A 23,213-nucleotide genomic window follows, 5' to 3' on the forward strand; every position below is an offset into this window, starting at 1 on the left:
TTGCAGGAACGCCCGCCTTTATGTGACAAAGGCGCATGGCGCAGACATTTCGAATGACCCAAGACCATCGCGACCTGCTGGATAAGGCGGGGGATGGTCACAAATACACCCACGGGCATGCGGTTGTCGTGTCCGGTCCTGCGAGGCAGGGTGGCGCAGCGCGATTGGCAGCAACTGCGGCGCTTCGGATTGGTGCTGGCGTGGTCAGTGTCATTTGCGATGAAGACGCGCGGGCTGAACACGCGTCGCGGCTGGATGCAGTGATGGTCAAAGTGGCGTCTGACGATCATTTTTCCCAAACGCTGAGAACCATTGCTCCGGCGGCAATTTGCATTGGCCCGAACCTTGGCACGGACACGCAAGCCGCAGACAGGCTTTGGGCGGTTCTGGTGGGGAATGCCGCGATCTGTCTGGATGCGGACGCGCTGACGCTGATTGGGCAATCACCTGACAGACTGATTGCAGCGCAGCCCCGATGTGCTGTGATGACACCCCACGCGGGTGAATTACGCAGGCTGATCCCCGATGTGTGCGAACAGACTGAGGACCGGATTGCGCAGGCCAGGGCCGCTGCCGCCCGATACGGGTGCACGGTCCTGTCCAAGGGCCGCCCCACGATTGTCGCGCAAAGCGATGGAACTGTGCAGATCGTCGTGGCGGATCATTATGAGCACGCGGCGTGGCTTGCGACTGCGGGGTCGGGTGACGTGCTGGCGGGGATGATCACCGGACTACTGGCAAGGGGCTATACGGCGTCGGATGCTGCCTGCGTTGCGGCGGACATGCATCTGCGTTGCGCACAGGCTTTTGGTCCGGGTCTGATCAGCGAGGATTTGCCACGGCTGATCCCGCAGGTGCTTGCTGACATTCTGGGGTAGCTAAGACTGCTACTGCTGGATGCTTTCCAGATAAGTCGCCAGTGCCAGCATCTCGGCAGGGATCGGCGTGGCTAGTCCGTCTTCCTCGACCAAGATAAGCGGCCCCATGTCTCCTGCACCAAACTCCGGCATGGCGGCATCTGGGCTATTGTGACGCTCCAGTCCGTCGATCACACCCAGCACGTAGTCGCGTGGAAAGACCCCGCCGTTCTGGGCCGAGAGCGTTACAAGGCTGGGCGGCGGTCCGCCAAGCCCAAGTGACGCGGCACCGGCACCTTCACCGTTGGGACCATGGCAGGCCGCACACTGGCTTTGATAAAGCGCCTTGCCGCGAAACACGTCCACGCGCGTATCGTCAGCCTCCTCGGTGCATCCTGCAAGTGCGAGCGCAGTAATTGCCATCAGGCCGGTCGGTGCAAATTTCATCTGGTCATGCCTCAGCCACTGTTTTGGAAGTCAGCCAGTCCTCAGCCGCGGCACGCTGGGACATCTCGAAGGCCTTGATCTCGAGCCCCGGAAACAACGCACCTTTAGCGCCAGCCGCTGTACGTAGCCAGCCGGAATCGCTGAGGACCGCGCAATAGTCGAATTTGCCCAGCAGCCCGAACAGTTGCGGCAGATACGTCATCTCAACCCCGATTGCGGAAAGCGTCGGCAATGAAAAATCCGAGATGGTGTAAAGCATGGTGCCATGCTTCATATCGGCTGATCCGTTGATCAGATCGTCCATCGCACGTTGCATTGTATTGGCATCAATCGCGCCGCTGATTTCAATGTCCATGCGGTTGTCTGACACTTTGGTCACATTAAACATGATCAATCCTTTCCTTGCTAAAAAGATGATACGCCGGATGCGCCCGCAGTGCTTTGATTAAGATCAAATCGCCTTGGATTAGGCGGGCATCGGCACATCGGTCACGTAATGCGGGATCTGGTATCCACGTTGGACGGCCGGTCTTGCGGCAATCCGGCAATACCAATCCTTGACCGCCGGATAATCAGCGAGGTCGATGTTTTGCCATTCAAACCGCGAGGCCCACGGCCAGATCGCCATATCGGCAATCGAATAATCTCCGCGCCCTGACCCTGCGACATAGTCGCGGCCGGTCAGATGGTGATCAAGGACACGGTAAAGCCGTTGCGCCTCTTTGCTGTAGCGGTCTTCGGCATAGGCCGACTTGCCCAGATTATACTTTACGAAATGGTGCACCTGACCCAGCATCGGACCAAAGCCGCCCATCTGCCACATGAGCCATTCCATCATCTGCCAGCGGTCTTTGCCGTGACACAGAAAACGGTCATATTTTTCGGCCAGATACAGCATGATTGCGCCAGTCTCCATCATGGCGACATCGGCATCATGATCAACAATGGCGGGAATCCGGTTGTTGGGCGCGATTTTCAGGAAATCCGGTGCGAACTGTTCGTCTTTGGTGATGTCCACTGGATGAACGGTATAGGGCAGGCCCAATTCCTCAAGCAGGATAGACACCTTGCGCCCGTTCGGGGTCGTCCACGTGTAAAGATCGATCATGCTGCCAGCCTCCCCCAAATCTGCTTGCACGCAAGGTAGCGGCATGTTGCATCAGATGAAAAGGGGGGAGTTGGCTCCGACGGTAGGGATCGAACCTACGACCAATTGATTAACAGTCAACTGCTCTACCGCTGAGCTACGTCGGAACACGGTGTGCGCGGTCTATAGCAACGCGATTCCGGCGCGTCCAGAGGCTTTTGCGAGCGATCTGCGAAAATTTTTGCACTCACCCTAGGTCAAGGTTCTGAGGCGGAAAACGGCATCGTCTGACAGGGCCGGAACAGCATCGACAATCGCACGGCCATGCAGGTCAATCAGGTGGGCAAAGACATTGCGCGCAGCCGCAGGAAACAGCGCGGGGGACACGTCTGCATATATGGTCTGCGTCAGCTCTGCGATTGTGGCGGGCGCGGCGCGAAGCGCGTTCAGGATCTGCGCCTCGCGGCCCTTACGGTGGGAGATGAGCGTTTGCAGGCGGTGTGCCGGATCATGCACAGGATCGCCGTGGCCAGGGAAATACGTGCGGGCGGGATGGGCTGCCAAACGATCACAGGAATTCAGAAAATCGGACATGTCCCCGTCAGGGGGCGATACCAGTGATGTGGCCCACGCCATGACATGATCACCGGAAAAAATCACATCCCCCCACGCGAAACAAAGGTGGTTACCGATGTGACCGGGGGTGTGGATAGCCGTCAGCGGCTTGCCTGCCACATCCATGACTTGCCCATCTGCGAGGGTGGTATCAGGGGCAAAGTCCCAATCCATGCCTTCACCGCCACCGACATATCCGGCGTCGCGCAGATCGGACATCGTGTCAGACCGGCCCGCGTGACTGTCACCAAAGGCAAGAACAGGCGCTTGAGTTTCGTGCGCAAGGGCGGCGGCAAGTGGTGAATGGTCAAGGTGAGAATGGGTCACAAGGATATGTGTCACGCGGCGACCATCCACGGCCTTGAGGATCGCATCAAGGTGCAGACCCATCGCCGGCCCGGGGTCGATGATGGCAACCTCTTTTTGACCAATCACATAGGTATTGGTGCCCCGAAACGTCATCGGGGACGGGTTTGGCGCGACAAGCGCTGCCACATCATGATCAACCATCTGGGGCGCACCGGGGATCTGCGGAAAAAGGGGATCGCTCATCTTTGGCGCTTTCGGTTGTCGGGCAGGGCGGTTAGCGTGCCTGCCATGTTCTTTCGGTGGCTCAAAACCTATATGCCGCGCAGTCTTTACGGGCGGGCTGCGCTGATCCTGATCCTGCCGGTCTTGCTGCTGCAGCTTCTGGTATCGGTGGTGTTTGTGCAACGACATTTCGAAGGTGTCACGCGGGCGATGACGCGGGCCATGAATATCGAGCTGCAATTTGTGGTGGATACCGTCAATGCCACCAACAGTGCAGCCGAGGCCGCAGCGGCGCTCGATGCGATTGCTGCGCCGCTTGAGTTGAATCCGGTCTACCCCGCTACGGCTGCGCCTGAGGCGGATATCAAGCCGTTTATCGATCTTACAGGCTGGACGGTGATCGGTGCCTTGCGCGACGGGGTGCCCGAGGTGAGGCGCATTTCGCTTGCGGATCGCAGGCAGGTAGACCTTTGGCTTGAAACCGAACGAGGCATCGTCGAACTGTCGTTCCGGCGCAGTCGGGTGTCTGCATCCAATCCGCACCAGCTTTTGGTCATTATGGTGGTGATCGGTGCGCTGATGACCACGGTTGCCTACTTCTTCTTGCGTAACCAATTGCGCCCGATCAAACGCATGGCCGATGCAGCCACAGCCTATGGCAAGGGGCGCATCGCACCCTATCATCCGGGCGGCGCGACCGAGGTCAGGGCAGCGGGCACGGCGTTTCTGGATATGCGCAACAGGATCGAACGGCAGACCCAAAGCCGGACCATGATGCTGTCTGGTGTCAGCCATGATTTGCGCACACCCCTGACGCGACTGCGTCTTGGCCTGTCGCTGCTCGATGAGGAAGACGCCGCGCCTTTGTTGCAGGACGTCGACGACATGCAGCGTCTGCTGGATGCCTTTCTGGATTTTGCCCGCAGTGATGCGGGTGACAAACTGGAACCCGTGGTGCCGCATGACTTGCTGACCGCCGTGCTGGAGGACGCACAGCGGATGGATCAACCGCTGGAACGTGGCACCGTTGAGGGGCGGACGGATGAAATCGCGCTTAAACATCAAGCGATCCGGCGTGCGCTGGATAATCTGGTTGGCAATGCACTACGCTATGGCACGAAGGCACGGATCGGGTTGAATGTGTCTGATCGGGCCGTCCGGTTTGTGATCGAGGATGACGGGCCCGGTATTTCGCCCGACCAGCGCGAGGATGCGTTGCGGCCATTCGTGCGGCTTGATCCCGCCCGAAACCAGAACAAGGGCAGCGGCGTGGGGCTTGGGCTCTCTATTGTCAGCGACATTGCACGCAGCCACGGCGGTGTCCTGCGCCTGTCGGAAAGCCCTGACATGGGCGGCTTGAAGGCCGAATTGGTGCTGGCCCGGTAAGACTGGTTGCGGACAGTGCGTTTCATTTGGTGCTTGCGTGAACATCAAGTTGGCATCAAATCATCATTCTGATGAGGCTTTGGGCAAGTTGCTGGCGCAACACAGCAATAGGCTAGCTTGGCGTTGCAAGCGCCACCTGATTGGCTCACGTAATGGGCGTAGAACTTAGAATTGTTGTTGAACAGAAACGCAACCGCGCGATTGCGATTGTTGACGCGCTCAAAGAAGCCTGCGTTTGCGATGTGCTTGTGATTGCAGATGCCAGCGGCCTGTCGCGGTGTGTTGCGGCACACGGTCCCGACAGTGTTTTGATCGACGTCGATAATCCGACCCGCGATATAATGGAAGAACTGACGCAGGATTCCGGTCCGTAGGAGCGCCCTGTGGCGATGTTCGTGTCTGGCAACTCCGACGGGCTGGCCGAGGCCGCGATTGAAGCGGGTGTATCAGCCTATGTCGTCGACAGTCCGGAACCGTAGCGGACGAATGCGGTCATGGACACCGCGATCGCGCGCTTTTCAGTTATGCGGCAGGTGCGTGAAGAACTGGCCGAAACGCGGCGAGCGTTGGAAGAACGCTAGGTCAATGATCGCGCCAGGTCGGGCGATTTGGAATTTCGCGTCCGAGAACGTGCTGGCGGTGCGAACGGACTGGGCCGAAACAGAGACCGATCTTTTGGGGCGCTTGATGCGGGCTGTCCGGAAGGCCGGGCGCTGGCTGGCCGTCTCAGAAGTGCGCGCAACAGCCAGCGACTTGCTGTCACGGAAGGCCTATCTTGATGTGTCTGCCGGAACAATCGACCGCGCATTGTCGGGCCAATTTGCAATAAACGACCTTGGGGATCACCGACAGGTCGATGGATTTTTCGAAATCGATGAAGGTGCGGCAACTTTCCCATAGCTAAGCCAAGCGCGCTGGACCGCTGATCGGTTGCACAAGGCGCACGGCGGTGTGTCATTGTCCGACGAAGACCTGCGGCGCATGGTACGGCCCGACCTGCATCGCCAGCATGTGACCATGCGCGGTGAACCACGGCGCACAGCGACCTGTGCGGATCCCGATTTGCACCGTCCCATCGCCTCAGGAGGTGATGTGGCCTTGTTCAACGGTCTGCTCGCGCAGATCTCTGATCGCGGGACGGTGGATCCGACGTTTCTGCCCCATGTGAACGGTTTGGAAGAGGCGTTACAGTCCGCGCGGCACGAGGATTGCGCCGCCAGCGGGCTGAGTGATGTGCGGATCAAGGCGTTTTGCGATCTTTGGATTGGGACGGAATGGGTTGTGACTGTCATTAGTCAGGGCGTGAACCAGTCTACGTCTGGCGCTGACAAAGTTAATGCGATCCTGATCTGCCATCTGGCGTCCGGAAGGATTGGCCAACCCAGGTGTGGGCCGTTTTCAGTGATCGGCCAAACGGACGCAATGGGCGGTCGCGAGGTTGGGGGACTTTCCAATATGCTGGCCTGCCATCTTGATCTGGAGAACCCCAATCATCGGGCCGCTGTGCGCGATTTCTGGCAAGTGCCTGCGGTCCCTGAACCACCCGGCCTGAAGGCGGTGGATATGTTTCGCGCCGTGGGCGACGGTCGGAACAAAGCTTTTTGGATCGTGCACGCCAATCCAGCCGTCTCGATCCCAGATGCAGCGGCGGTGCGTCAGGCAATCGCCGACTGCCCTTTTGTCGTGGTCACCGATATTACCGCTAGAACCGACACGGCCCGCCTTGCTGATGTGAACCTACCCGCCACAGCGTGGTCTGAGAAGAACGGCACGGTCACAAATTCAGTTCGAACGATCAGCCGTCAGAGAGCGGTTTTACCGCCTCCCAAAGACGTCAAACCTGATTGGGAGATCATGGCAGAGGTGGGTCGTCGCATGGGATACGGAGCGGCCATGGACTACGACAGCCCCGCCGGGACCTTCGGGGAATACGCGGCGCTGTTCGGTATCGCGGGGACATTTGGGCGGGACTTTCACATTTCGGGACTGTCGGAGCTGTCAGATGCCGCACACAACGCATTCGAACCTGTCCGCTGGCCGGTCTCGGCGCATCGGACAGGCGGGCGCTTTTTTGCGGATGGGCAGGTTTTTCACGCGGACGGCAGGGCCCGGATGGTGCCTGTCAAAGCCAAGGCACCCGCCGCTTTGCTAACGACAGAAGCACCATTCCGCTTCAATACGGGGCGGCTCCGGGACCAATGGCATATTATGACGCGCACGGCGCTTTCGTCGCGCCTGTCCTGTCATTTGCCCGAACCCTTCGTCGATATTCATCCCGATGACGCGCGTCGCGTCGGTGTCAAAGCGGCTGAATTCGTCGTGGTGAAAAATGACCACGGTCAGGCGATCCTGCGCGCCCGGATTACAGCCGACGTGCAGCGCGGCGACCTTTTTGCGCCGATCGACTGGACCGGAGAGACCGCGCCATCTGCACGGGTTGATGACCTTGTCGCGCCGCATGTGGACCCAGCATCGGGTCAACCGGCAAGCAAGGCCAGTACGGTGGCGGCGCACAAGTTCGAGGCAGGCTGGTATGGGTTCGCCGTTGCGACTAGCCAGATGCACTTGCGCTGGGACTAATGAGCCATGGCGCGCACCGTGAACGGCGTCCGCGCTGAACTTGCCGGAACCGCGTCAATAACTGTATAGGAAGGCGAGGCGCGCAGGATATTTGACGCAGCAGACACAGACATTACCAGTATACTTGACCCCCAAACGCGGCACCGCACGCGTTGTGTTCCGGCGCGATAAGGTGCTAATCGGCGCGCTTTGTGTCGCCCCGACACCTGTGGCCGTGATGCGCGACTACCTTTGCACTCTTTCGGGCCAAAACGCGCCAGAGTCGATCACCGGCTGCGTTCCGAAGTCGGTTCCCAATCCGGGACCGGTGCTGTGCTCGTGTTTCGGCATGGGTATCAATACCATCGTGACGGCGATTGAAACCAAGGGCTTGATGAGCGTCGAAAGCATCGGTGAGGTATTGGGTGCCGGCACCAATTGCGGGTCCTGTCGGCCTGAAATGGCGCAGTTGCTTGCGCGGATGCAGGTGCGGGAAGCAGCGACAGCGCTGGATCGCAGCGGTATCGCCTATCTCCCGTTTGAAACGCTGCACTCCGCGTGTTTCGATCGCTGGCCCTGCGCGACGTGCTTGGGTTGCGGTCCTGCGTGAATACGGTGTGCCGGATGCTGAACCCTGCCGGGGCGGCGGCCAGTGTGCAGGGGTTTTTCATCCCTCAAACCGCCTGTTGCAGGCCGACGCTGCGACCTTGTTGGGCTGCAACATCCTGACAGTGACCAAAGGTGGCGGCGGCGAATTCGAGCGCAGTCCGTCAAAGACCTGTGCCGCTTTTGGTTTGCGGGACGGTCAGGTTTGGGAGGGCAATTTGCCCGCGCTGTTCCCGGATGGTCTTCGTCTGCCTGACCCGACTGGGCTACATCTCAGCGCCAACTGTATCGCGGGCGCGCCAGACGCTTTCGAGAAAGCCATAATTGATGCCACGACAGCGGCGGCCCTTGATACGATGGTTCACACCACATCACGCATCGAAACAGCCGCTTAAGGAGGGATGCCAGATGAAGGCCTTTCCAGTGTTCATTCGCACGACAGGCCGCAAGGTCGTGATTGTGGGAGGTGGAGAGTAGGCGGCGCAAAAGGCGCGGCTGATCCTGAAAACTGACGCACAAATAGTGCTGGTTGCTGCAGGTCTTGATGATGAACTCATGGCTCTTGTGCATGAGCGCCGGGCGCAGCACATCAAAAAGCTGGAAGCGGGTGTGTTCCACGATGCCGCGATGATCTTTATCGGGACCGGCTGTCCCGGCATTTCCGCCGCCGCCGCTGCTAGCGCTGCCTTAGGTGAAAGTCTGACGGAGCGCGGGAAAACTGACACGTTCATCATTGCGACCGGTACGGGATGCGCGGACAATGCCGCCCCCGATTGCACGCGCTTTGCACGACCGAGAACGACCACGGCCCTTAACATCTCAACGCGTCCGTCCGATCAGATCGGCGCAAAACTGGCCGAGCAAGGTTTTCCGGCGTCGGGTGAGAATGATATCTGCGTGTATGTCTTCAAGCCGACGGAGCGTCTGATTAAGGCGACCCGCATGACTTTGTCGCGTGTCCTCAAGGAAAATGAGATCAGAAACGGTGCAGTCTTACTTGTGAAACGGCCAAGGGATGCACTGGCGCATTCCGAAGCGATACCGGCGAAAGCCGCGCAGCATCTGCTGGTGCATCACGGTTGAAGCCCCGCCTTCACCATTGTCAGTCGCGGCTTTGACCCGGCATAGTCGCTGCTCTATCAAGGGGTAACGCGACGCAGGGACAAGACCGATGCCACTCACCGATCCCGACCGTTTGTTCCCTGCGGAACCTCGTCAGCGCGACTTGGCGCGTGCTTTGTACAGCGCTGTTGCCGACCACCCAATCATCAGCCCACACGGTCATTGTGACCCAAGGTGGTTTGCGGAGAACATGCGTTTTCCCAATCCGACCGACCTGTTTGTTACGCCAGATCACTATGTGCTGCGCATGCTGGTCAGTCAGGGCATTCAGCTCACCGACCTTGGTATTACGGGAGCGGATGGCGCTGCGTCTGAAACGGACCCCCGCGCGATCTGGCGGCGCTTTGCGGCGGCCTATAAGCTGTTTCGTGGCACGCCGTCGGCGCTTTGGCTTGATCACTCGTTTGAACATGTGTTCGAGATCGACACAGTTCTTGGACCAGATACCGCCGACGCGATTTATGACCGGATCGAAACGCAGCTGGCCGCAGATGCCTTTCGCCCCCGTGCATTGTTTGAAAGGTTCAAGATTTATCTGCTGGCCACAACGGATGCGGCACTGGACGATCTGGGCTGGCATAGTGCAATCGCAGACAGCAGTTGGTCGGGGCGCGTGATCCCGACCTACCGCCCCGATGCCGTTGTTGATCCGGATTTCGAGGGCTTTGCAGACAATGTCAGGGCCTTGGGTGATCTGACGGACGAAGACACGATGACTTGGACGGGTTACCTTGCTGCGCACCGCGCCAGACGTGCGGTTTTCAAAGCCCATGGCTCGACGGCATCCGATCACGGACACCCCAGCGCTAAGACAGCAAACCTCATGCCAGCCGAAGCGCAGCAACTGTTTGATACCGTGATGTCAGGCGATTTCACACCCGCGCAGGCCGAGATGTTTCGGGGTCAGATGCTGACCGAAATGGCGAAGATGAGCCTTGAGGACGGGCTGGTCATGCAACTCCACCCTGGATCACGCCGCAACCATAGCGCCGACATTTTTGCGTGTTTCGGGCGAGACAAGGGCTTTGATATCCCCGGTCCAACGGACTACGTGAGCGCCTTGCAACCGTTGCTGGATGCTGTGGGTTTGGAACCTGATCTGACGGTGATCCTGTTTACCCTTGATGAGACCGCCTACAGTCGTGAACTTGCGCCGCTTGCAGGCGCTTATCCGGCGCTGAAGCTAGGCCCGCCGTGGTGGTTCTTTGACAGTTACGAGGGGATCAAACGGTTCCGTGAGGCCACAACCGAAACCTGCGGGTTCTATAACACTGTGGGCTTTAACGACGATACGCGCGCCTTTTGTTCAATCCCCGCACGCCATGATGTGTCGCGTCGTTGCGACAGTAGCTATCTGGCGAACCTCGTCGCAACAGGGCGGCTGCGCGAGGCAGAGGCGTTTGAACTGGCCGATGATCTGGCCTACGGCCTCGCCAAGCGTGCGTATAGGTTGTGAGGGTGCGATGACCGGACGAGCACGCCTCAGCCGTAGCGGGCAGCCGCCAAAAATCGGTATCGTCCATTTGGGCCCAGGTGCCTTTTTTCGGGCGTTCAATGCGCCTTTCACGCAAGACGCGATGGACATAGCTGGTGGCGATTGGGGTATTCTGGCCGTCAGTCTGCGCAGCCCTGCCGCACGGGACGCGCTATCGCCGCAAGGTGGCGTCTATCATGCGGTGACGAAGCAAGACGGTGGATTGGCCCCGCGGCTTATAAAGGCAGTCACGGATGTTTGGGTTGCGCCAGATGATCCGCGCGCAGTTGTTGAAGCGATGGCGGATGCCGATGTGCGGATCGTGTCGCTAACCATCACCGAAAAGGGCTATTGCAAAAGCGCAGAAACGGGTGGCCTTGATCTGGACCACCCTGATATTGTGCATGACCTTGCCTCGCGAGATCAGCCGGTGTCAGTGGTGGGGTTTATCGTTGCGGCTTTGATGGCGCGAAAGACGCGCGGGGCAGGGGCGTTCACCGTGCTTTCCTGCGATAATCTGCCGTCCAACGGCGCGCTGGTGCGCCGGTTGGTGCTTGAATTTGCAGGCCAAATCGATTCCGATCTGACGGAATGGATCGAAACGCATGCGACGTTCCCGTCAACGATGGTGGACAGGATCACGCCCGCGACGACCGAAACCGACCTTGACGCGCTGGCGCAATTGACCGGCGTTCAGGATGACGCGGCGGTCTTTCACGAAGATTTCCGCCAATGGGTGATCGAGGATAGCTTTGCAGCAGGGCGACCCGCGTGGGACGAAGCGGGCGCGCAGATCGTACCGTCCGTGGACGCCCACGAGATGATGAAGCTGCGGTGTCTGAACGGAACCCATTCGATGCTGGCTTATCTGGGCTATCTGGCAGGATACGAGACCATCGCCGATACGGTTGCCGATCTGGCCTTCGCGGCGCTATGCGAACGTGCTTGGCGCGAGGAAATCATTCCAACGCTTCCGCCGCCGGAAGGCGAAAACGTGCATATCTATTGCGACACGCTGATAGCGCGATACCGCGACACGTCAATCCGCCATCGGACGTGGCAGATTGCGATGGACGGCAGTCAGAAACTGCCGCAACGCATTCTCGGCACGATCGCCGACAACATCGCAGCCGGGCGCGCTACACCTTGCCTGATCCTCACCGTCGCCGCTTGGATGCGGTATGTGGGCGGTATTGATGAGCAGGGCGCACCAATCGACGTGCGAGATCCACTCGCGGCAGACTTGCGCGCTGCTTGTGACGCAAGTGATGGGACCGCCGAGTTGGTCAGTGAGCTTATGTCAGTTGCCGCAATCTTTCCGGCTGGGTTGCGGCAGCATGATGCGTTCAGGAACGCCGTTGCTGACGCCTCTGACAGATTGATCCGCGATGGTGCACAGGCGACCGTGAGGTCACTGTAGCCGATTACCCTGCCAAAGTTCCTGCTGGGTGTAGAGCGGCTAAGCCGTCCCGCGCACCGGGCGATCATTGGTGATATTGAAGATCATGCCGTCCAGCAACTCTTCCAGATCGGGGCGGGCAGCCGGTCCGTTTGAAATGTCGACCAGCATCAGCGTGCCGTCAGGACGCAAACCAAAGGCGCCTGGTTCAGCGAAATTCTTTGTCGTTTCCGCCTCGGACAAGGGCGTGGAGACATACAGGCCCAATGCGCGCATCTGGGGCTCGCTCAGATCATAGCAAAGCTCAAAATTCCACCCAAACTCGGCCAGATCCGCTGCCGCTTTGTCTGCGCTGTCGGCAGAGGCGACGATGATGTCCATATGGGCGGCCCAGTCGTTCAGCGCCGCATTCAGTTTGTTCAAGAACCGCTTGCAACGCGGACAGTGCCGCCCGCGATAGATAAACAGCATGGTCCAGAGATCAGATGGCGCACCGATTGTGCGGGTGGTCTCCTGACCGACGATAGGCAGATCAAACGGCGTCAGGGGCTGACCAACGCTGGGTTTAGGAAATGCCATGATCTATCCACTTCGATTTGTGTTTCAGAATTCTATTGAAAATAATCCTGATGGGTTTTGTGGATCTCTGCAATGATCGGATCAAGGCGACTGACATGGCCCCGGACAAGGGCCCGTGCGCGCGGGGCGTCACGATCCGCCAGTGCTTTGGCGATGTTGATGTGATCTGCCAACACATCCTCGCGTTCCTCGTCGTGGGACAGGCTTAGGACACAAAGCCGATCGACATGACGCTTGCAGGATTGGACCGTGTCGAAGGCAAGGGAAAGACCTGCCGCTTCACAGATCAAACGGTGGAAGTCATAGTCGAGGTCGTGGAAACGGGCGGTGTCTGCCGCGGCCAGCGCGGCCTTCTGGGCGTCCAGATTGACGTTCAGGCTGTCCGAATGCTCTGGCTGCCAAACCATGCAAGCGCGATCAATCACCTCAAGCTCAACAGCAAGACGAAGGAAACGTGTGTTCTCAATCTCTGCCAGTGAAAAGCGCCGGACGACCGTCGCGCGTTGGGGTCTGATGTTGAGAAGATTAAGGTTGCCCAGACGACGGAAAGCGTCGCGGATCGGCTGGCGCGACACACCAAACCGCTTGGCGACCTCGACTTCAGAGATTTTGGTGCCGGGCAAGAGTGTGAGGGACACAATCTCTTCGAACAAGTGGTCAAACACGACGTCCGCGGTTGAACGTGACTGCTGAATCGCCTGTTGGGTGGTCATCTGCGGCTCCTGAGAGTCAAATTTCTATGCTGCCTTCGCTGCGGTGCCTTAACCTAGCTTGTCTGCACAGACAAACCAGAACATCCTTGACTATTCTAGGATACTAGTCTTCATTGATGGTGTGGCCAGTAATCTTTACGCGGATTGCAAGGGCATAAGATGCGATCAGGGTGCATGGAGGATGTGCCAAGGTCGAAACTACAACGGGCGGAGGGATTTCACAGAACGGGACCTATCGATCTGTCCCGATGCGGACAAAACGAGCCTCAATGGCCAAATGTGTTCCGCCACACCCCCACCAAACATAACCTTTCAGGGAGAGAGACATGTACACGACCTTTATCAAATCCATTCCGGCGGTTGCTGCCGCTTTGACGCTGAGCGCGACGGCTGTTGTCGCCGAAGACTGGCGCGCGTGGAACATCCACGTCGATGGCCATCCCAACACTGCCGCAATGGACCGTTTTGCAGCGCTGGTCGCCGATAAAACCGGTGGCGATGTCACTGTTGAAGTTTTTCACGGTGGCGTTCTGGGCAGCCAGCCTGACGCGCTTGAGCAGGTGCAGCTTGGTGCGATTGACGTGGGCAACTTCAACCTTGGTCCCATCGGTCCGATCGTGAAAGAAGCCAACCTTGTGTCCTTGCCGTTTATCTTCCGCGATGTGGATCACATGTTCCGCGTGATGGACGGACCGGCGGGCGATGCTGTGTCCGAAGCCATGGGCGACGCTGGTATTCTGCCGATTGCATGGTTTGATGCGGGCGCGCGGTCTTTCTACAACAACACCGGTCCGATTAATTCGCCTGCCGACGTTGAGGGCATGAAAATCCGTGTGATGAACAACGATCTGTTCACCGGCATGGTGAATGCAATGGGTGGTAACGGCACGCCAATGGCCTTTGCCGAAGTGTATCAGTCGCTGAGCACAGGAGTTGTGGACGGGGCAGAGAATAACCTGCCGTCGTTTGAATCCGTGGGTCACTTTGAAGTTGCCGGCTATTATTCGATGTCCGAGCACCTGATCATTCCCGAGTGCATCTGCGTAAACACCGCCAAATTCAACGCTTTGTCCGAAGACATGCAGGCCGCTGTGACCGAGGCTGCTGTTGAAGCTGCTGCATTCCAGCGCGAGCTTTGGGCAGAGCAGACACAGGCCAGCCGCGAGGCGGTGGAAGCTGCTGGCGTCAAGATCAACATGATCGAAGACAAAGGTCCGTTCCAAGCCGCGATGGAACCGGTTTATGCCGACTATCTGGCAGCCAACCCGGACATGACCGAACTGGTCGAGATGGCCCAAGCGACCGAGTGATGTAAGCTCTGGTAAGAATTGGGCGTCCGGCTTTGGTCGGGCGCCTGCCTTTTCGGCAAATCACAGCAACAAGCGGAGCGTCGCATGACCGGCACCGACCCCATCCAGCCCATCGTAGACCCAGAGGCCAGCGAAGAGCACGGCACGGATTTTGGCCCCAAGGTTGGGCATGATTTGGGCCCCGTCGACACCGTCTTTCGCGGGATTGTCTGGGTGTGCCGGGTCATTACCGGCGTGGCGCTGGTCGTGCTGACCATTTTGTTGGGGTATCAGGTCTTTGGGCGCTACGTGATGAACGACACGCCGACATGGGTCGATCCGCTGTCGCTGCTGTTGATTATGCTGATCGCCTTTCTGGGTGCAGGGATCGGCGTATATGAACACACGCATTTGGCTGTCGTGATGCTCCGGCAGGCGGTATCGAAACGCATCCGCACGATAATGGTTTTTGCGACCGATCTGATCATGGCGGCATTTGGTGCGGTGATGATGTGGTATGGCTGGTCTTTGACACTGTTCAAATGGAAGTCGGACATCCCGCTGATTGGCTTGCCCGAAGGGTTGCGATCACTCCCGCTGACCATTTGCGGAGGCATGATCCTCGTGTTCTCACTGGGACATATGGTGCGGCTCTTGATGGGGCGCGACACGCGCGCCGACAGCGTAGAATAGGAAATTCGGGATGGGACTGGCACTGCTTTTGGGGATTTTTGCCCTGTGTGTAGCATTGGGCACGCCTGTAGCCTTTGCACTTGGTATATCCGCAATTTCCGTTTTCTGGTATGAAGGGCTGCCGCTGGTTGTCGGCTTTCAGCGGATCATCTCGGGCATCAATGTATTTTCGCTGCTGGCCATCCCGTTCTTTATTTTCGCGGGCGAGCTGATGTTCCATGGCGGGATCGCCATGCGGCTTGTCAAATTCGCTCAAGCCGCTGTGGGTGCGGTGCGTGGCGGGCTTGGCATCGTCAACGTATTTTCCTCTATGCTGTTTGGCGGCATCTCAGGCTCCGCGATTGCAGACATTTCGGCGCTCGGGTCGATCCTGATCCCGGTGATGAAAGACAAGGGCTATGACGCGGATTACGCGGTCAACGTAACTGTTACATCGTCAATCGCGGGCATCATTATCCCGCCCAGCCACAACATGATTATCTATGCAATTGCTGTCGGTGCCGGGTCCGGCATGTCGATCTCGAGCCTCTTTCTGGCGGGTGTCGTGCCGGGCATTCTGATGTGTATTTGCCTTGCGCTGGCTGCCTATCTGGTCGCTGTCAAACGTGGCTACCGCGCCGAACAATTCCCGGGATGGGAAGCCCTGCTGTTCGCCTTCTTCGGCGCAATCCCGGGCCTGATGACAGCGGTCATTATTGTGGGTGGCGTTCTGTCAGGTGTGTTCACGGTGACAGAGTCCGGCGCATTCGGTGTGATCTACGCGTTTCTGGTGACACTCATCGTCTACCGGTCGCTCACTTGGGAAAACTTCAAGATTGCGGTGAACCAGTCGGTTAAGACCACGGCGATGGTGATGATCCTGATCGCCTGTGCTGCGGCATTTGCTTACATGCTGACGTATTACCGTGTGCCAACGATGATGGTCGGCTTTATGATGGGCCTGACGGATAACCCGATCCTAATCCTGTTGATGATTAATGCCGTCTTGTTGCTGCTTGGCATGATTATGGACATGGCCGCATTGATCCTGATCTGCACGCCGATTTTTCTGCCCGTCGCAATGGCGCTTGGGATGGACCCCGTGCAATTTGGGATGGTTCTGCTGGTCAACCTTGGGCTTGGCCTGTGCACGCCGCCGGTCGGATCCTGTTTGTTTGTGGGTTGTGCTGTTGGCAAACTGCCCATGGAAAAGGCCGTGCGGACAATCTGGCCGTTTTATCTGGCGATCTTTGTCGCGCTGATGCTGATCACATTCGTTCCGGCCATTTCCATGACGCTGCCGAACCTAATCAACGGCTGATCTAGCTTAGGGCTGCAATGATGCCGCGTAATTCGGCCAGTCCGCGCAGGCGCCCGATCAGGGTGTAGCCGGGCTGAACGTCGCGCCCCAGATCGTCAAGCAGGGCATGTCCGTGATCGGCGCGGAAAGGCAAGCTACGGCCAAGGCGGCTTTCGACCTCAAGCAATTCGTCAATCACGGCGACCATGTCGACATCGCCGTTCAGATGTGCGCTTTCGGCAAAAGAGCCGTCGGCGGATTTTGTGACGTTACGCAAATGCACGAAGTGGACGCGGTCCCCAAATGCCTTCGCGATGGCGGGTATATCGTTGTCGGCATGGGCGCCAAGCGATCCGGTACAAAGCGTCAGGCCGTTTGCGGGCGCATCAACGGCGTTCAAAATCCAAGCGATATCATCTTGGGTCGACACAATCCGTGGCAGGCCAAGGATATCGCGCGGCGGATCGTCTGGATGAATACACAAGTTGACACCCAACGATGTTGCGGTCGGGATCACCTCTTGCAAAAACCGTTTGAGATTGGTGCGCAGATCGTTGTGGGTGAGGCCGGAATACGTCTCTAGCACCGCGCGAAGCCCATCCAGATCATAGGTGTCCACGGCACCGGGCAGACCGGCCATGATTGTCTCTAAGAGCGTTGTTTGATCTTGGGCGGTGCTGGCTTCAAACCATGCCTGCGCATCTGCGAGCGTTTTGGCGTCATAGTCCGCTCGTGCAGCCGCCCGTCCCAGCATATGAACCTCAAACGCTGCCATTTGGGTCGCCGAAAAGGATAGACATGTGCCACCACCAGCCACCGGCGCGGCAAGGTCCGTGCGTGTCCAGTCAAGGATCGGCATAAAGTTGTAGCAGACCGTTGTGATGCCTTCAGCCGCAAGGTTTTTGAGGCTCTCGCAATAGGCGGCAAAAAGAAGGTCAAGATCACCGATGCCACGCTTGATGTCCTCGTGAACCGGTAGGCTTTCAACCACGTCCCATGTCAGGCCCGCTGCCTCAATCTCGGCTTTGCGGGCGGCGATCGCTGTGCGGGGCCAGACCTCGCCATAAGGGATTGCATGCAGGGCGCTGACGATGCCCTGGGCGCCGGTCTGGCGCACTTGGGGCAGGGTGATGGGATCAAATTCTCCGAACCAGCGCCACGTTTCACGCATTTTTGTGGCCGTTCCTTAAAGCCGTATTGTCATAACGCAGGTGGCCGCGTTGATCAGCGGACAGTGCAATCTTTTCGGCAGGCACGGGCAAGATCAAGACTTCGATCGCGAGGCGAGAGAGAGGGAGGACGGATCAATTGGGACAAGCGCCCCGCGATGACCGATGACTTGACGTGAAAGAGCGCAGGCAAAGCGGATACCGTCCTCAAGCGACACGCCCGCAGCGTGACCGGCAAACAGGCCGGAATTGAAACTGTCGCCAGCCGCGGTGGTGTCGACAACCCGCTCAAGCGGCGAGACAGGCACCTCGGCCATTTTGCCGCCTTCAGCATAAAGCACGGCGTCCGCACCATTTTTGACCACAACCGTTACCGCGCCAGCATCAAGATAGCGTTGCGCGGTTGCTTGCGGATCGGCGTCGTGGAACCAATCTACTTCATCCTCGTACGAGGGCAGCACAAGATCGCTGATGGCTGCGCCACGCATGATTTCAGCCGTCATCTCATCGCCTGACGCCCAAAGCTTTGGCCGCAGATTGGGATCAAACGCGATTGTTTTTCCGTCTGCGCGCGCGTCACGCAGCACAGCAAGGAGAGTTGGACGGCGTTCAGGGGCAAGAATTCCCAGCGTGATGCCCGAGAAATAGATCAGGTCTGCATCTGCCATGGCAGCGGACAGTGCATTGGGATCATCGGCCAGCGTGCGGGCGGCGGACTGGCCACGCCAATAGGAAAAGCTGCGCTCACCATTGTTCAGCGAGATTAGATAAAGGCCAACGGTCCGTCCCGCAGCGGTTTGCACAAAGTGGTCGTCGATGCCGCTGTTTTGCATGAAGGCCCGCATATCGCCCGAGATCGCATCATCCCCGACGGCGGTGAAGTAACTGACCTGCGCGTCCGGCGCACAGCGCGCCAGATACCACGCGGTGTTGAACGTATCGCCTGCAAAACCCAGCCGAAAGTCCCCCGGCGCATCCGAGGGCGCCAGCTCTGCCATACATTCGCCAATCGCGAGAACCCGCATCAAAAGCGCCTCTTATGAAAAGACCATACCGCCATTTATGTCGATGTTTGTGCCGGTCATGAAGGCACTATCGTCACAGGCCAGAAACAGGATCAGGTTGGCGGCGTCGTCGACATGGCCCTGACGTTTCAGCGGTGCGTTTGCTTCAAACCCGCGCCGACCTGCATCAGGTGTGTGGATATTGTGGAAATCGGTGTCGATCATGCCGGGGCAAAGGGCGTTCACACGCACATCGGGGCCGACCTCTTTGGCAAGACCACGCGTCATGGTCATCACGGCGCCTTTGGACGTGGCATAGGCCAAAGAGCCGGGTCCACCACCGTCACGACCCGCTTGGCTGGCGATGTTTACGATGGCACTGCCGGATTTCATGTGTTCAAGACAGGCCTTGGTCATCATGAAAGTGCTGGTCAGGTTCAGTGTCATGACCTTTTCCCAGAACGCCACATCCATTTCGGCGATGGTCTTACGGGCCACAAGGCCGCCTGCGTTGTTCACAAGCACATCGACGCCGCCGAAGTTGTCCACTGCGGCACCGACCAAGGCATCAACACCGGCTTGCGTATTCAGATCGGCCTGCACAGCAACCGCCTTGCCGCCTGCGGCCTCGATCTGGGACACAACGGCATCCGCCCCCTTGGAGCTTTCGAAATAGCTGATGGCGACATTTGCCCCCTCGGAGGCAAGCTTGCGCGCCGCGGCGGCCCCGATGTCACGTCCGCCACCAGTGACAATGGCTGTTTTTCCGGAAAGCTTCATCTGGTGTCCTATCGTTCAAGCGTTTTGAAATAGTCGAAAATTTCGGGCACATTGCCTTCGCCCATGCCCGCCGCAACGCCAGCTTGCAAGGCGCTGGAGGTGCCTTCAGCGATGGGGGACGCAGTGTTCATATCCGCGACCATTTGCAGGAAATAGGCGATATCCTTGTTGGCATTATTGATCGAGAAACCAAGATCGCTGACGCCATCAACGGCGTATTTCTTGCAAAACCCCATGAACGGTGAATTCGACGGGCCTGCTGACATGATGTCGTAAAGCTGGGCACGGTCGATTCCTGCGCGATCGGCCACGGCAAAGGCTTGGCTCATCGCGGTGACGGTTGTCATGCCCATGAAGTTGTTGATCAGCTTGGTCACATGCCCCGCGCCAAGCGCACCAAGGTAGAAGACGTTTTCGCCTTGCTCATCCAGCACCGGCTTAACCTTGTCATAGGTTGCGCGGTCACCCGCCGCCATGATGTTGAGCAATCCGTCCTTGGCGTGGGCGGGCGTCCGGCCCAGCGGCGCATCGATCATGCCCGCACCTTTGGCGGCCAAATCAGCACCGATCTTGCGTGTGCTTTCAGGGATCGATGTGCCGAAATCAATCAGAACTGCACCCTCTTTGATACCCGCAAGGATACCGTCATCGCCGTAGACAAGGCTTTCGACCACGTCGGATGTCGTCACGCAAAGCATCACGATATCGCTGGCCTCTGCCACCTCGCGGGGGGTGGCGACTTCGGTGGCGTTCCCGCGTGCCAGCACGGCGTCAAGGGCGTCACGTTTGCGGCCCATGACCACGACCTCAAACCCGCGGGTTTGCAGGTTCTCGACCATGTTGCCGCCCATAAGGCCAAGGCCGATGAAGCCGATTACAGGTTTGGTCATGTTTGGTCCTCCAAAAGACGCATTGGTCTTAGATGAAATCTTCGCGGTGCGGTGTGAATACGTCGAGCAGCATGCCCGCCTCTAGACAGGTCGCGCCGTGTTCGATGTTTGGCTCTTTATAGAGGCTGTCGCCCGCGCCGACGGTGTATTGCTTGTCGCCAACGGTGAAAGCGAATTTGCCCGACATCACGTAGGTGATCTGCTCATGGCGATGATGATGCAGGGGGGCCGTAACACCCTCATCGAAATGCACTTCGACCACCATCAGGTTGTCATTGTAGGCGCCGATTTTGCGGCGCAGGCCGGGGGCTACTTCTTCAAGTTTGCCATCCGCTGCGGGAAAGTAATTTTGCACGCTCATGGTGTCTCTCTTGTTCATGAATTGGCGAGTTTCTTCATCACGACCTTGAAGGTGTTTTCGTCGGGGTCGGTGAAATACAGATCGGCGTCGTACCCCTGATCATCCATAAAGTTGAAGATCCGCTTGGGCGCGTCCAGCCGGTAGGGCACCAGCAGCGTGGCGATCCGGTGGCGTGTGGCGGCGGGGTAGGCGGCGGTCAGGTACGTGCTGACATGCAGACCATCGTAATCGGCGGGGTCCACATCCGTAAATTCGGTCTTTTGCGAGATCACGGGCTTGCCCGCCTCGGACCAAACGACCTGACCATAAAACCCTGCACGCTCTCCGGTGTGGCGGAAGGACGTTTTGCCAAGCTCAAACCGGTTGTTGGCATGAAGCAGCCAATCGACCGTTACGGGTTCGTCCGCGTCGACTTTATCGACGATCACAAAATAGGAATTGCGGACGAAATAGACCTCGCGTTCGGCGCGGGTCACTTCGGGTGACAGGCTTTGATAGGCCGCCGTGGCATCGCCGCAGATATAGATGTGATCCTCGCGCTCTTCTGCCCCGATGATCCGACCTGATGCGGCCAGTGCCTTGGCCTTATCCTTTTCGGCGTACTGCCCTTTGCCATTGATCAGGATTGCGTTCTTCGACCGGGTCTGGCGGCGCCATGCGCGGTGCATGGACGAGTTGAAGGCCACATAGTAGCCCGACTGGATTGCCATATCCTCGCCGTAGGCGGCCATGCAAAACGCGTTCTGATCGCCGTGGCTGTGGCTGACAGAGCCAAAGCGGGATGATTTGAACACAAACTGGATGTGGTTGTCGGGGTCGTCCATCGCGTGCTGCACGCCGACCCAGCCGATCCCTTTGAAATGTCTCAATCCACCTTCTGGCGGGGTGGCGGCGATCACCGGAAAATCGGTCTGATAGACCAGTTCATCAAAGTTGGTATCCCACCAGCCCCAATTATAGAACGCGCCCTCTGTGCCAGGGTTCGTGGCAAGGTTTTCGTCGCAATACCACTGGTATTCGCCTTTGCCCGTGACACCTGCAAACTGACGCAGGTTTAGACCGGTTTTGATCCCGGCAAGCTCCCCTTGGGTGCTGTCATCGCCAAAGGTGGCGCGTCGGGTGTTCGGAGCCTTGCAGAACAGCGGGAAGTCCCCGGTGTTTTGCAGGAACGGGCGCTTGTAGAGATCAATGCCGGTGTACGATTTCAGCCGGTTTGCCGCGTCGATCAGATAGGCGATGCCCATCATCCAGTAGTTGGTGCCCTCGGCCCAGCCACCGTCTGCATCGCCCCACGGCGAATAGACCGTCATCAGGAACTCGATGGAATAGTTCAGCCAGTCGCGGGCCTCGTCGTCCTCGTCGTCGCCCAGCAAGGCGATGCAGCAAGGGATCAGGCAAAGCGAGACAGAGCGCACGGCGTGGCTGTCATAGGGAAATAAGTGGATTTTGGCGTTATCAATCGCGTGCTCCGCAATATCGCGGGTGCGGGCAAGGAGGGCGGCGCGCACGGTCGCGCGCTCTTCGTCCGACAGATCGTCATAAAGCCAGTCGTAGCCCCAAGAGAGCGCATTGCAGACACGGTAAGCCCATTCATCGGTATAGGCGCGCGACGTGACGCCCATCGGGTCCCAACTTGCGGTTTCAAGCAGCCACTCTTTCGCGCGGGCGGTCATTTCGGCGTTGCCAGTCACCTTGCCGCCGATGGCGAGGTGGCGGATCGCATACCACATTTCTTGCAGGTCGATATAGGTCTGACGCCAGACCGGCGCCGTGCGCTGGTGACCGGGGTAGCCTGCCGGTTCTTTCATCACGTCGCGATCCATCCACGGCAGAACGGACTTTTCATAAAAGGTGGACCATGTGGCGTGGTCGGCATCCTTGGCGACGGCGGCTTTGAACTCGGCCAAGCGATCAGACGTCAGCCACAGGCGCGGGTGATCGATTGCGACGCCTGCAAGCCGCGTATCGCGTGGCGCGAGGGGAACTTCTGGCAGGCCCTCGGGCATGGTGAAACTGCGGATATTGCTCCAATCGCTGGTGGGCGCGCCGGTCGCGGCGTCGCAAGTGGCGTAAGACCAATGGTGTTCGCCCGGTTCCAGCACAGTGTCTGGCGTGAAAAAGTTATAGGGCAGACCCGCAAATGTCTGCGTCTTTCCCTTTGGAAAGGCCGGATCAGTCGAGAGGCGCAGCACATATGCAGCGCCTTCATCAATGACCGGAAGCCATGAAAAGCGGGGCGGATTTTCGACAATGTCGATGTCATTCGTCGGTCCATACTGAATGGTCAAACGGCCTGCATTGGGCTCATCGAGCGGTGGCAGTGTGTCTTTGGGCATCGGTTCGTAATCCGCAAATCTGTTAGAAATTATGTTC

25 protein-coding genes and 1 tRNA gene are annotated in these 23,213 nt (G+C 58.5%); 13 read left to right on the forward strand and 13 right to left on the reverse strand.

Annotated features, from left to right (window positions below):
- The first annotated feature begins 35 nt into the window (after nt 1–35).
- On the forward strand, nt 36–878 hold the full coding sequence (locus V8J84_RS13155; protein WP_339931860.1) for an NAD(P)H-hydrate dehydratase: 843 nt from the start codon (nt 36–38) through the stop codon (nt 876–878).
- Between the two features lie 9 nt (nt 879–887).
- Here the strand turns inward: V8J84_RS13155 and V8J84_RS13160 are convergent, their stop codons facing one another.
- The 5 genes from V8J84_RS13160 to V8J84_RS13180 all read right to left on the reverse strand — a co-directional run bounded on the left by V8J84_RS13160 (nt 888) and on the right by V8J84_RS13180 (nt 3,558).
- A complete protein-coding gene (locus tag V8J84_RS13160; protein WP_339931862.1) occupies nt 888–1,304 on the reverse strand; it encodes a c-type cytochrome in 417 nt (138 codons plus the stop codon).
- A gap of 4 nt (nt 1,305–1,308) precedes the next feature.
- Nucleotides 1,309–1,692, reverse strand: a complete 384-nt coding sequence (locus V8J84_RS13165) for a SpoIIAA family protein (RefSeq protein WP_339931864.1) — start codon at nt 1,690–1,692, stop codon at nt 1,309–1,311.
- 78 nt (nt 1,693–1,770) lie between these two features.
- Nucleotides 1,771–2,412 carry a glutathione S-transferase family protein gene (locus tag V8J84_RS13170; protein WP_339931866.1) on the reverse strand — a complete coding sequence of 214 codons (642 nt, stop codon included), beginning with the start codon at nt 2,410–2,412 and terminating at the stop codon, nt 1,771–1,773.
- A 71-nt stretch (nt 2,413–2,483) separates the two neighbouring features.
- Nucleotides 2,484–2,558 (reverse strand) — tRNA-Asn (locus V8J84_RS13175).
- Between the two features lie 85 nt (nt 2,559–2,643).
- Nucleotides 2,644–3,558, reverse strand: coding sequence for an MBL fold metallo-hydrolase (locus tag V8J84_RS13180; protein WP_339931868.1), 915 nt, complete (start codon nt 3,556–3,558; stop codon nt 2,644–2,646).
- Nucleotides 3,559–3,603: 45 nt separating this feature from the next.
- Between V8J84_RS13180 and V8J84_RS13185 the strand changes: the two genes are divergently transcribed.
- From V8J84_RS13185 to V8J84_RS13225, 9 genes are all read left to right on the forward strand, one after another.
- The gene (locus tag V8J84_RS13185; RefSeq protein ID WP_339931870.1) at nt 3,604–4,923 is read left to right on the forward strand and encodes an ATP-binding protein; all 1,320 of its coding nucleotides are present in this window, start codon (nt 3,604–3,606) and stop codon (nt 4,921–4,923) included.
- 152 nt (nt 4,924–5,075) lie between these two features.
- Nucleotides 5,076–5,297 carry a hypothetical protein gene (locus V8J84_RS13190; protein WP_339931872.1) on the forward strand — a complete coding sequence of 74 codons (222 nt, stop codon included), beginning with the start codon at nt 5,076–5,078 and terminating at the stop codon, nt 5,295–5,297.
- A gap of 211 nt (nt 5,298–5,508) precedes the next feature.
- Entirely contained in the window at nt 5,509–5,823 is a 315-nt protein-coding gene (locus V8J84_RS13195; RefSeq protein WP_339931874.1) for a hypothetical protein, read from the forward strand.
- 51 nt (nt 5,824–5,874) lie between these two features.
- On the forward strand, nt 5,875–7,503 hold the full coding sequence (locus tag V8J84_RS13200) for a molybdopterin oxidoreductase family protein (protein ID WP_339931876.1): 1,629 nt from the start codon (nt 5,875–5,877) through the stop codon (nt 7,501–7,503).
- A gap of 124 nt (nt 7,504–7,627) precedes the next feature.
- Nucleotides 7,628–8,092 (forward strand): (2Fe-2S)-binding protein, encoded by a 465-nt coding sequence (locus V8J84_RS13205; RefSeq protein WP_339931879.1) that lies wholly within the window; start codon nt 7,628–7,630, stop codon nt 8,090–8,092.
- Between the two features lie 76 nt (nt 8,093–8,168).
- Entirely contained in the window at nt 8,169–8,483 is a 315-nt protein-coding gene (locus V8J84_RS13210; RefSeq protein WP_339931881.1) for a hypothetical protein, read from the forward strand.
- Between the two features lie 127 nt (nt 8,484–8,610).
- Nucleotides 8,611–9,171, forward strand: a complete 561-nt coding sequence (locus V8J84_RS13215; protein WP_339931883.1) for a hypothetical protein — start codon at nt 8,611–8,613, stop codon at nt 9,169–9,171.
- 88 nt (nt 9,172–9,259) lie between these two features.
- Complete coding sequence (gene uxaC / locus V8J84_RS13220) at nt 9,260–10,666, forward strand: glucuronate isomerase (RefSeq protein ID WP_339931885.1); 1,407 nt, start codon at nt 9,260–9,262, stop codon at nt 10,664–10,666.
- 7 nt (nt 10,667–10,673) lie between these two features.
- On the forward strand, nt 10,674–12,104 hold the full coding sequence (locus V8J84_RS13225; protein ID WP_339931887.1) for a mannitol dehydrogenase family protein: 1,431 nt from the start codon (nt 10,674–10,676) through the stop codon (nt 12,102–12,104).
- 39 nt (nt 12,105–12,143) lie between these two features.
- On the opposite strand, the gene V8J84_RS13230 is transcribed toward V8J84_RS13225, so the two are convergent.
- Entirely contained in the window at nt 12,144–12,662 is a 519-nt protein-coding gene (locus tag V8J84_RS13230; protein WP_339931889.1) for a redoxin domain-containing protein, read from the reverse strand.
- A gap of 32 nt (nt 12,663–12,694) precedes the next feature.
- Entirely contained in the window at nt 12,695–13,375 is a 681-nt protein-coding gene (locus tag V8J84_RS13235; protein ID WP_339931891.1) for a GntR family transcriptional regulator, read from the reverse strand.
- Between the two features lie 326 nt (nt 13,376–13,701).
- On the opposite strand from V8J84_RS13235, the gene V8J84_RS13240 reads away from it, so the two are divergent.
- From V8J84_RS13240 to V8J84_RS13250, 3 genes are all read left to right on the forward strand, one after another.
- The gene (locus V8J84_RS13240) at nt 13,702–14,685 is read left to right on the forward strand and encodes a TRAP transporter substrate-binding protein (protein ID WP_339931893.1); all 984 of its coding nucleotides are present in this window, start codon (nt 13,702–13,704) and stop codon (nt 14,683–14,685) included.
- Nucleotides 14,686–14,769: 84 nt separating this feature from the next.
- Nucleotides 14,770–15,357: a TRAP transporter small permease gene (locus V8J84_RS13245; RefSeq protein WP_339931895.1), complete on the forward strand. Its 588-nt coding sequence runs from the start codon at nt 14,770–14,772 to the stop codon at nt 15,355–15,357.
- Between the two features lie 10 nt (nt 15,358–15,367).
- Complete coding sequence (locus V8J84_RS13250) at nt 15,368–16,657, forward strand: TRAP transporter large permease (RefSeq protein WP_339931897.1); 1,290 nt, start codon at nt 15,368–15,370, stop codon at nt 16,655–16,657.
- A gap of 1 nt (nt 16,658) precedes the next feature.
- Here the strand turns inward: V8J84_RS13250 and uxuA are convergent, their stop codons facing one another.
- From uxuA to V8J84_RS13280, 6 genes are all read right to left on the reverse strand, one after another.
- A complete protein-coding gene (gene uxuA, locus V8J84_RS13255; RefSeq protein WP_339931899.1) occupies nt 16,659–17,807 on the reverse strand; it encodes a mannonate dehydratase in 1,149 nt (382 codons plus the stop codon).
- Nucleotides 17,808–17,900: 93 nt separating this feature from the next.
- Complete coding sequence (locus tag V8J84_RS13260) at nt 17,901–18,830, reverse strand: sugar kinase (RefSeq protein ID WP_339931901.1); 930 nt, start codon at nt 18,828–18,830, stop codon at nt 17,901–17,903.
- A 12-nt stretch (nt 18,831–18,842) separates the two neighbouring features.
- Complete coding sequence (locus tag V8J84_RS13265; protein ID WP_339931903.1) at nt 18,843–19,589, reverse strand: SDR family NAD(P)-dependent oxidoreductase; 747 nt, start codon at nt 19,587–19,589, stop codon at nt 18,843–18,845.
- An 8-nt stretch (nt 19,590–19,597) separates the two neighbouring features.
- A complete protein-coding gene (locus V8J84_RS13270; protein ID WP_339932068.1) occupies nt 19,598–20,518 on the reverse strand; it encodes an NAD(P)-dependent oxidoreductase in 921 nt (306 codons plus the stop codon).
- The gene (locus V8J84_RS13275; protein WP_339931905.1) at nt 20,508–20,858 is read right to left on the reverse strand and encodes a cupin domain-containing protein; all 351 of its coding nucleotides are present in this window, start codon (nt 20,856–20,858) and stop codon (nt 20,508–20,510) included. Before V8J84_RS13275 ends, V8J84_RS13270 begins: the two co-directional genes overlap by 11 nt.
- Nucleotides 20,855–23,176: a DUF4962 domain-containing protein gene (locus tag V8J84_RS13280; protein WP_339931907.1), complete on the reverse strand. Its 2,322-nt coding sequence runs from the start codon at nt 23,174–23,176 to the stop codon at nt 20,855–20,857. The genes V8J84_RS13275 and V8J84_RS13280 overlap by 4 nt, the downstream gene beginning before the upstream one ends.
- Nucleotides 23,177–23,213: the final 37 nt, after the last annotated feature.

Origin of the sequence: Yoonia sp. 208BN28-4 (genome assembly GCF_037543925.1) — a bacterium.
Taxonomy (GTDB): Bacteria; Pseudomonadota; Alphaproteobacteria; order Rhodobacterales; family Rhodobacteraceae; genus Yoonia.

What these genes read in the sequence shown, in the direction of transcription:
- V8J84_RS13155 (WP_339931860.1), top strand. Translation starts at nt 36, where the DNA reads ATGGCGCAGACATTTCGAATGACCCAAGACCATCGCGACCTGCTGGAT.
- V8J84_RS13160 (WP_339931862.1), bottom strand. Translation starts at nt 1,304, where the DNA reads ATGAAATTTGCACCGACCGGCCTGATGGCAATTACTGCGCTCGCACTT.
- V8J84_RS13165 (WP_339931864.1), bottom strand. Translation starts at nt 1,692, where the DNA reads ATGTTTAATGTGACCAAAGTGTCAGACAACCGCATGGACATTGAAATC.
- V8J84_RS13170 (WP_339931866.1), bottom strand. Translation starts at nt 2,412, where the DNA reads ATGATCGATCTTTACACGTGGACGACCCCGAACGGGCGCAAGGTGTCT.
- V8J84_RS13180 (WP_339931868.1), bottom strand. Translation starts at nt 3,558, where the DNA reads ATGAGCGATCCCCTTTTTCCGCAGATCCCCGGTGCGCCCCAGATGGTT.
- V8J84_RS13185 (WP_339931870.1), top strand. Translation starts at nt 3,604, where the DNA reads ATGTTCTTTCGGTGGCTCAAAACCTATATGCCGCGCAGTCTTTACGGG.
- V8J84_RS13190 (WP_339931872.1), top strand. Translation starts at nt 5,076, where the DNA reads ATGGGCGTAGAACTTAGAATTGTTGTTGAACAGAAACGCAACCGCGCG.
- V8J84_RS13195 (WP_339931874.1), top strand. Translation starts at nt 5,509, where the DNA reads ATGATCGCGCCAGGTCGGGCGATTTGGAATTTCGCGTCCGAGAACGTG.
- uxaC (WP_339931885.1), top strand. Translation starts at nt 9,260, where the DNA reads ATGCCACTCACCGATCCCGACCGTTTGTTCCCTGCGGAACCTCGTCAG.
- V8J84_RS13225 (WP_339931887.1), top strand. Translation starts at nt 10,674, where the DNA reads ATGACCGGACGAGCACGCCTCAGCCGTAGCGGGCAGCCGCCAAAAATC.
- V8J84_RS13230 (WP_339931889.1), bottom strand. Translation starts at nt 12,662, where the DNA reads ATGGCATTTCCTAAACCCAGCGTTGGTCAGCCCCTGACGCCGTTTGAT.
- V8J84_RS13235 (WP_339931891.1), bottom strand. Translation starts at nt 13,375, where the DNA reads ATGACCACCCAACAGGCGATTCAGCAGTCACGTTCAACCGCGGACGTC.
- V8J84_RS13240 (WP_339931893.1), top strand. Translation starts at nt 13,702, where the DNA reads ATGTACACGACCTTTATCAAATCCATTCCGGCGGTTGCTGCCGCTTTG.
- V8J84_RS13245 (WP_339931895.1), top strand. Translation starts at nt 14,770, where the DNA reads ATGACCGGCACCGACCCCATCCAGCCCATCGTAGACCCAGAGGCCAGC.
- V8J84_RS13250 (WP_339931897.1), top strand. Translation starts at nt 15,368, where the DNA reads ATGGGACTGGCACTGCTTTTGGGGATTTTTGCCCTGTGTGTAGCATTG.
- uxuA (WP_339931899.1), bottom strand. Translation starts at nt 17,807, where the DNA reads ATGCGTGAAACGTGGCGCTGGTTCGGAGAATTTGATCCCATCACCCTG.
- V8J84_RS13260 (WP_339931901.1), bottom strand. Translation starts at nt 18,830, where the DNA reads ATGCGGGTTCTCGCGATTGGCGAATGTATGGCAGAGCTGGCGCCCTCG.
- V8J84_RS13265 (WP_339931903.1), bottom strand. Translation starts at nt 19,589, where the DNA reads ATGAAGCTTTCCGGAAAAACAGCCATTGTCACTGGTGGCGGACGTGAC.
- V8J84_RS13275 (WP_339931905.1), bottom strand. Translation starts at nt 20,858, where the DNA reads ATGAACAAGAGAGACACCATGAGCGTGCAAAATTACTTTCCCGCAGCG.
- V8J84_RS13280 (WP_339931907.1), bottom strand. Translation starts at nt 23,176, where the DNA reads ATGCCCAAAGACACACTGCCACCGCTCGATGAGCCCAATGCAGGCCGT.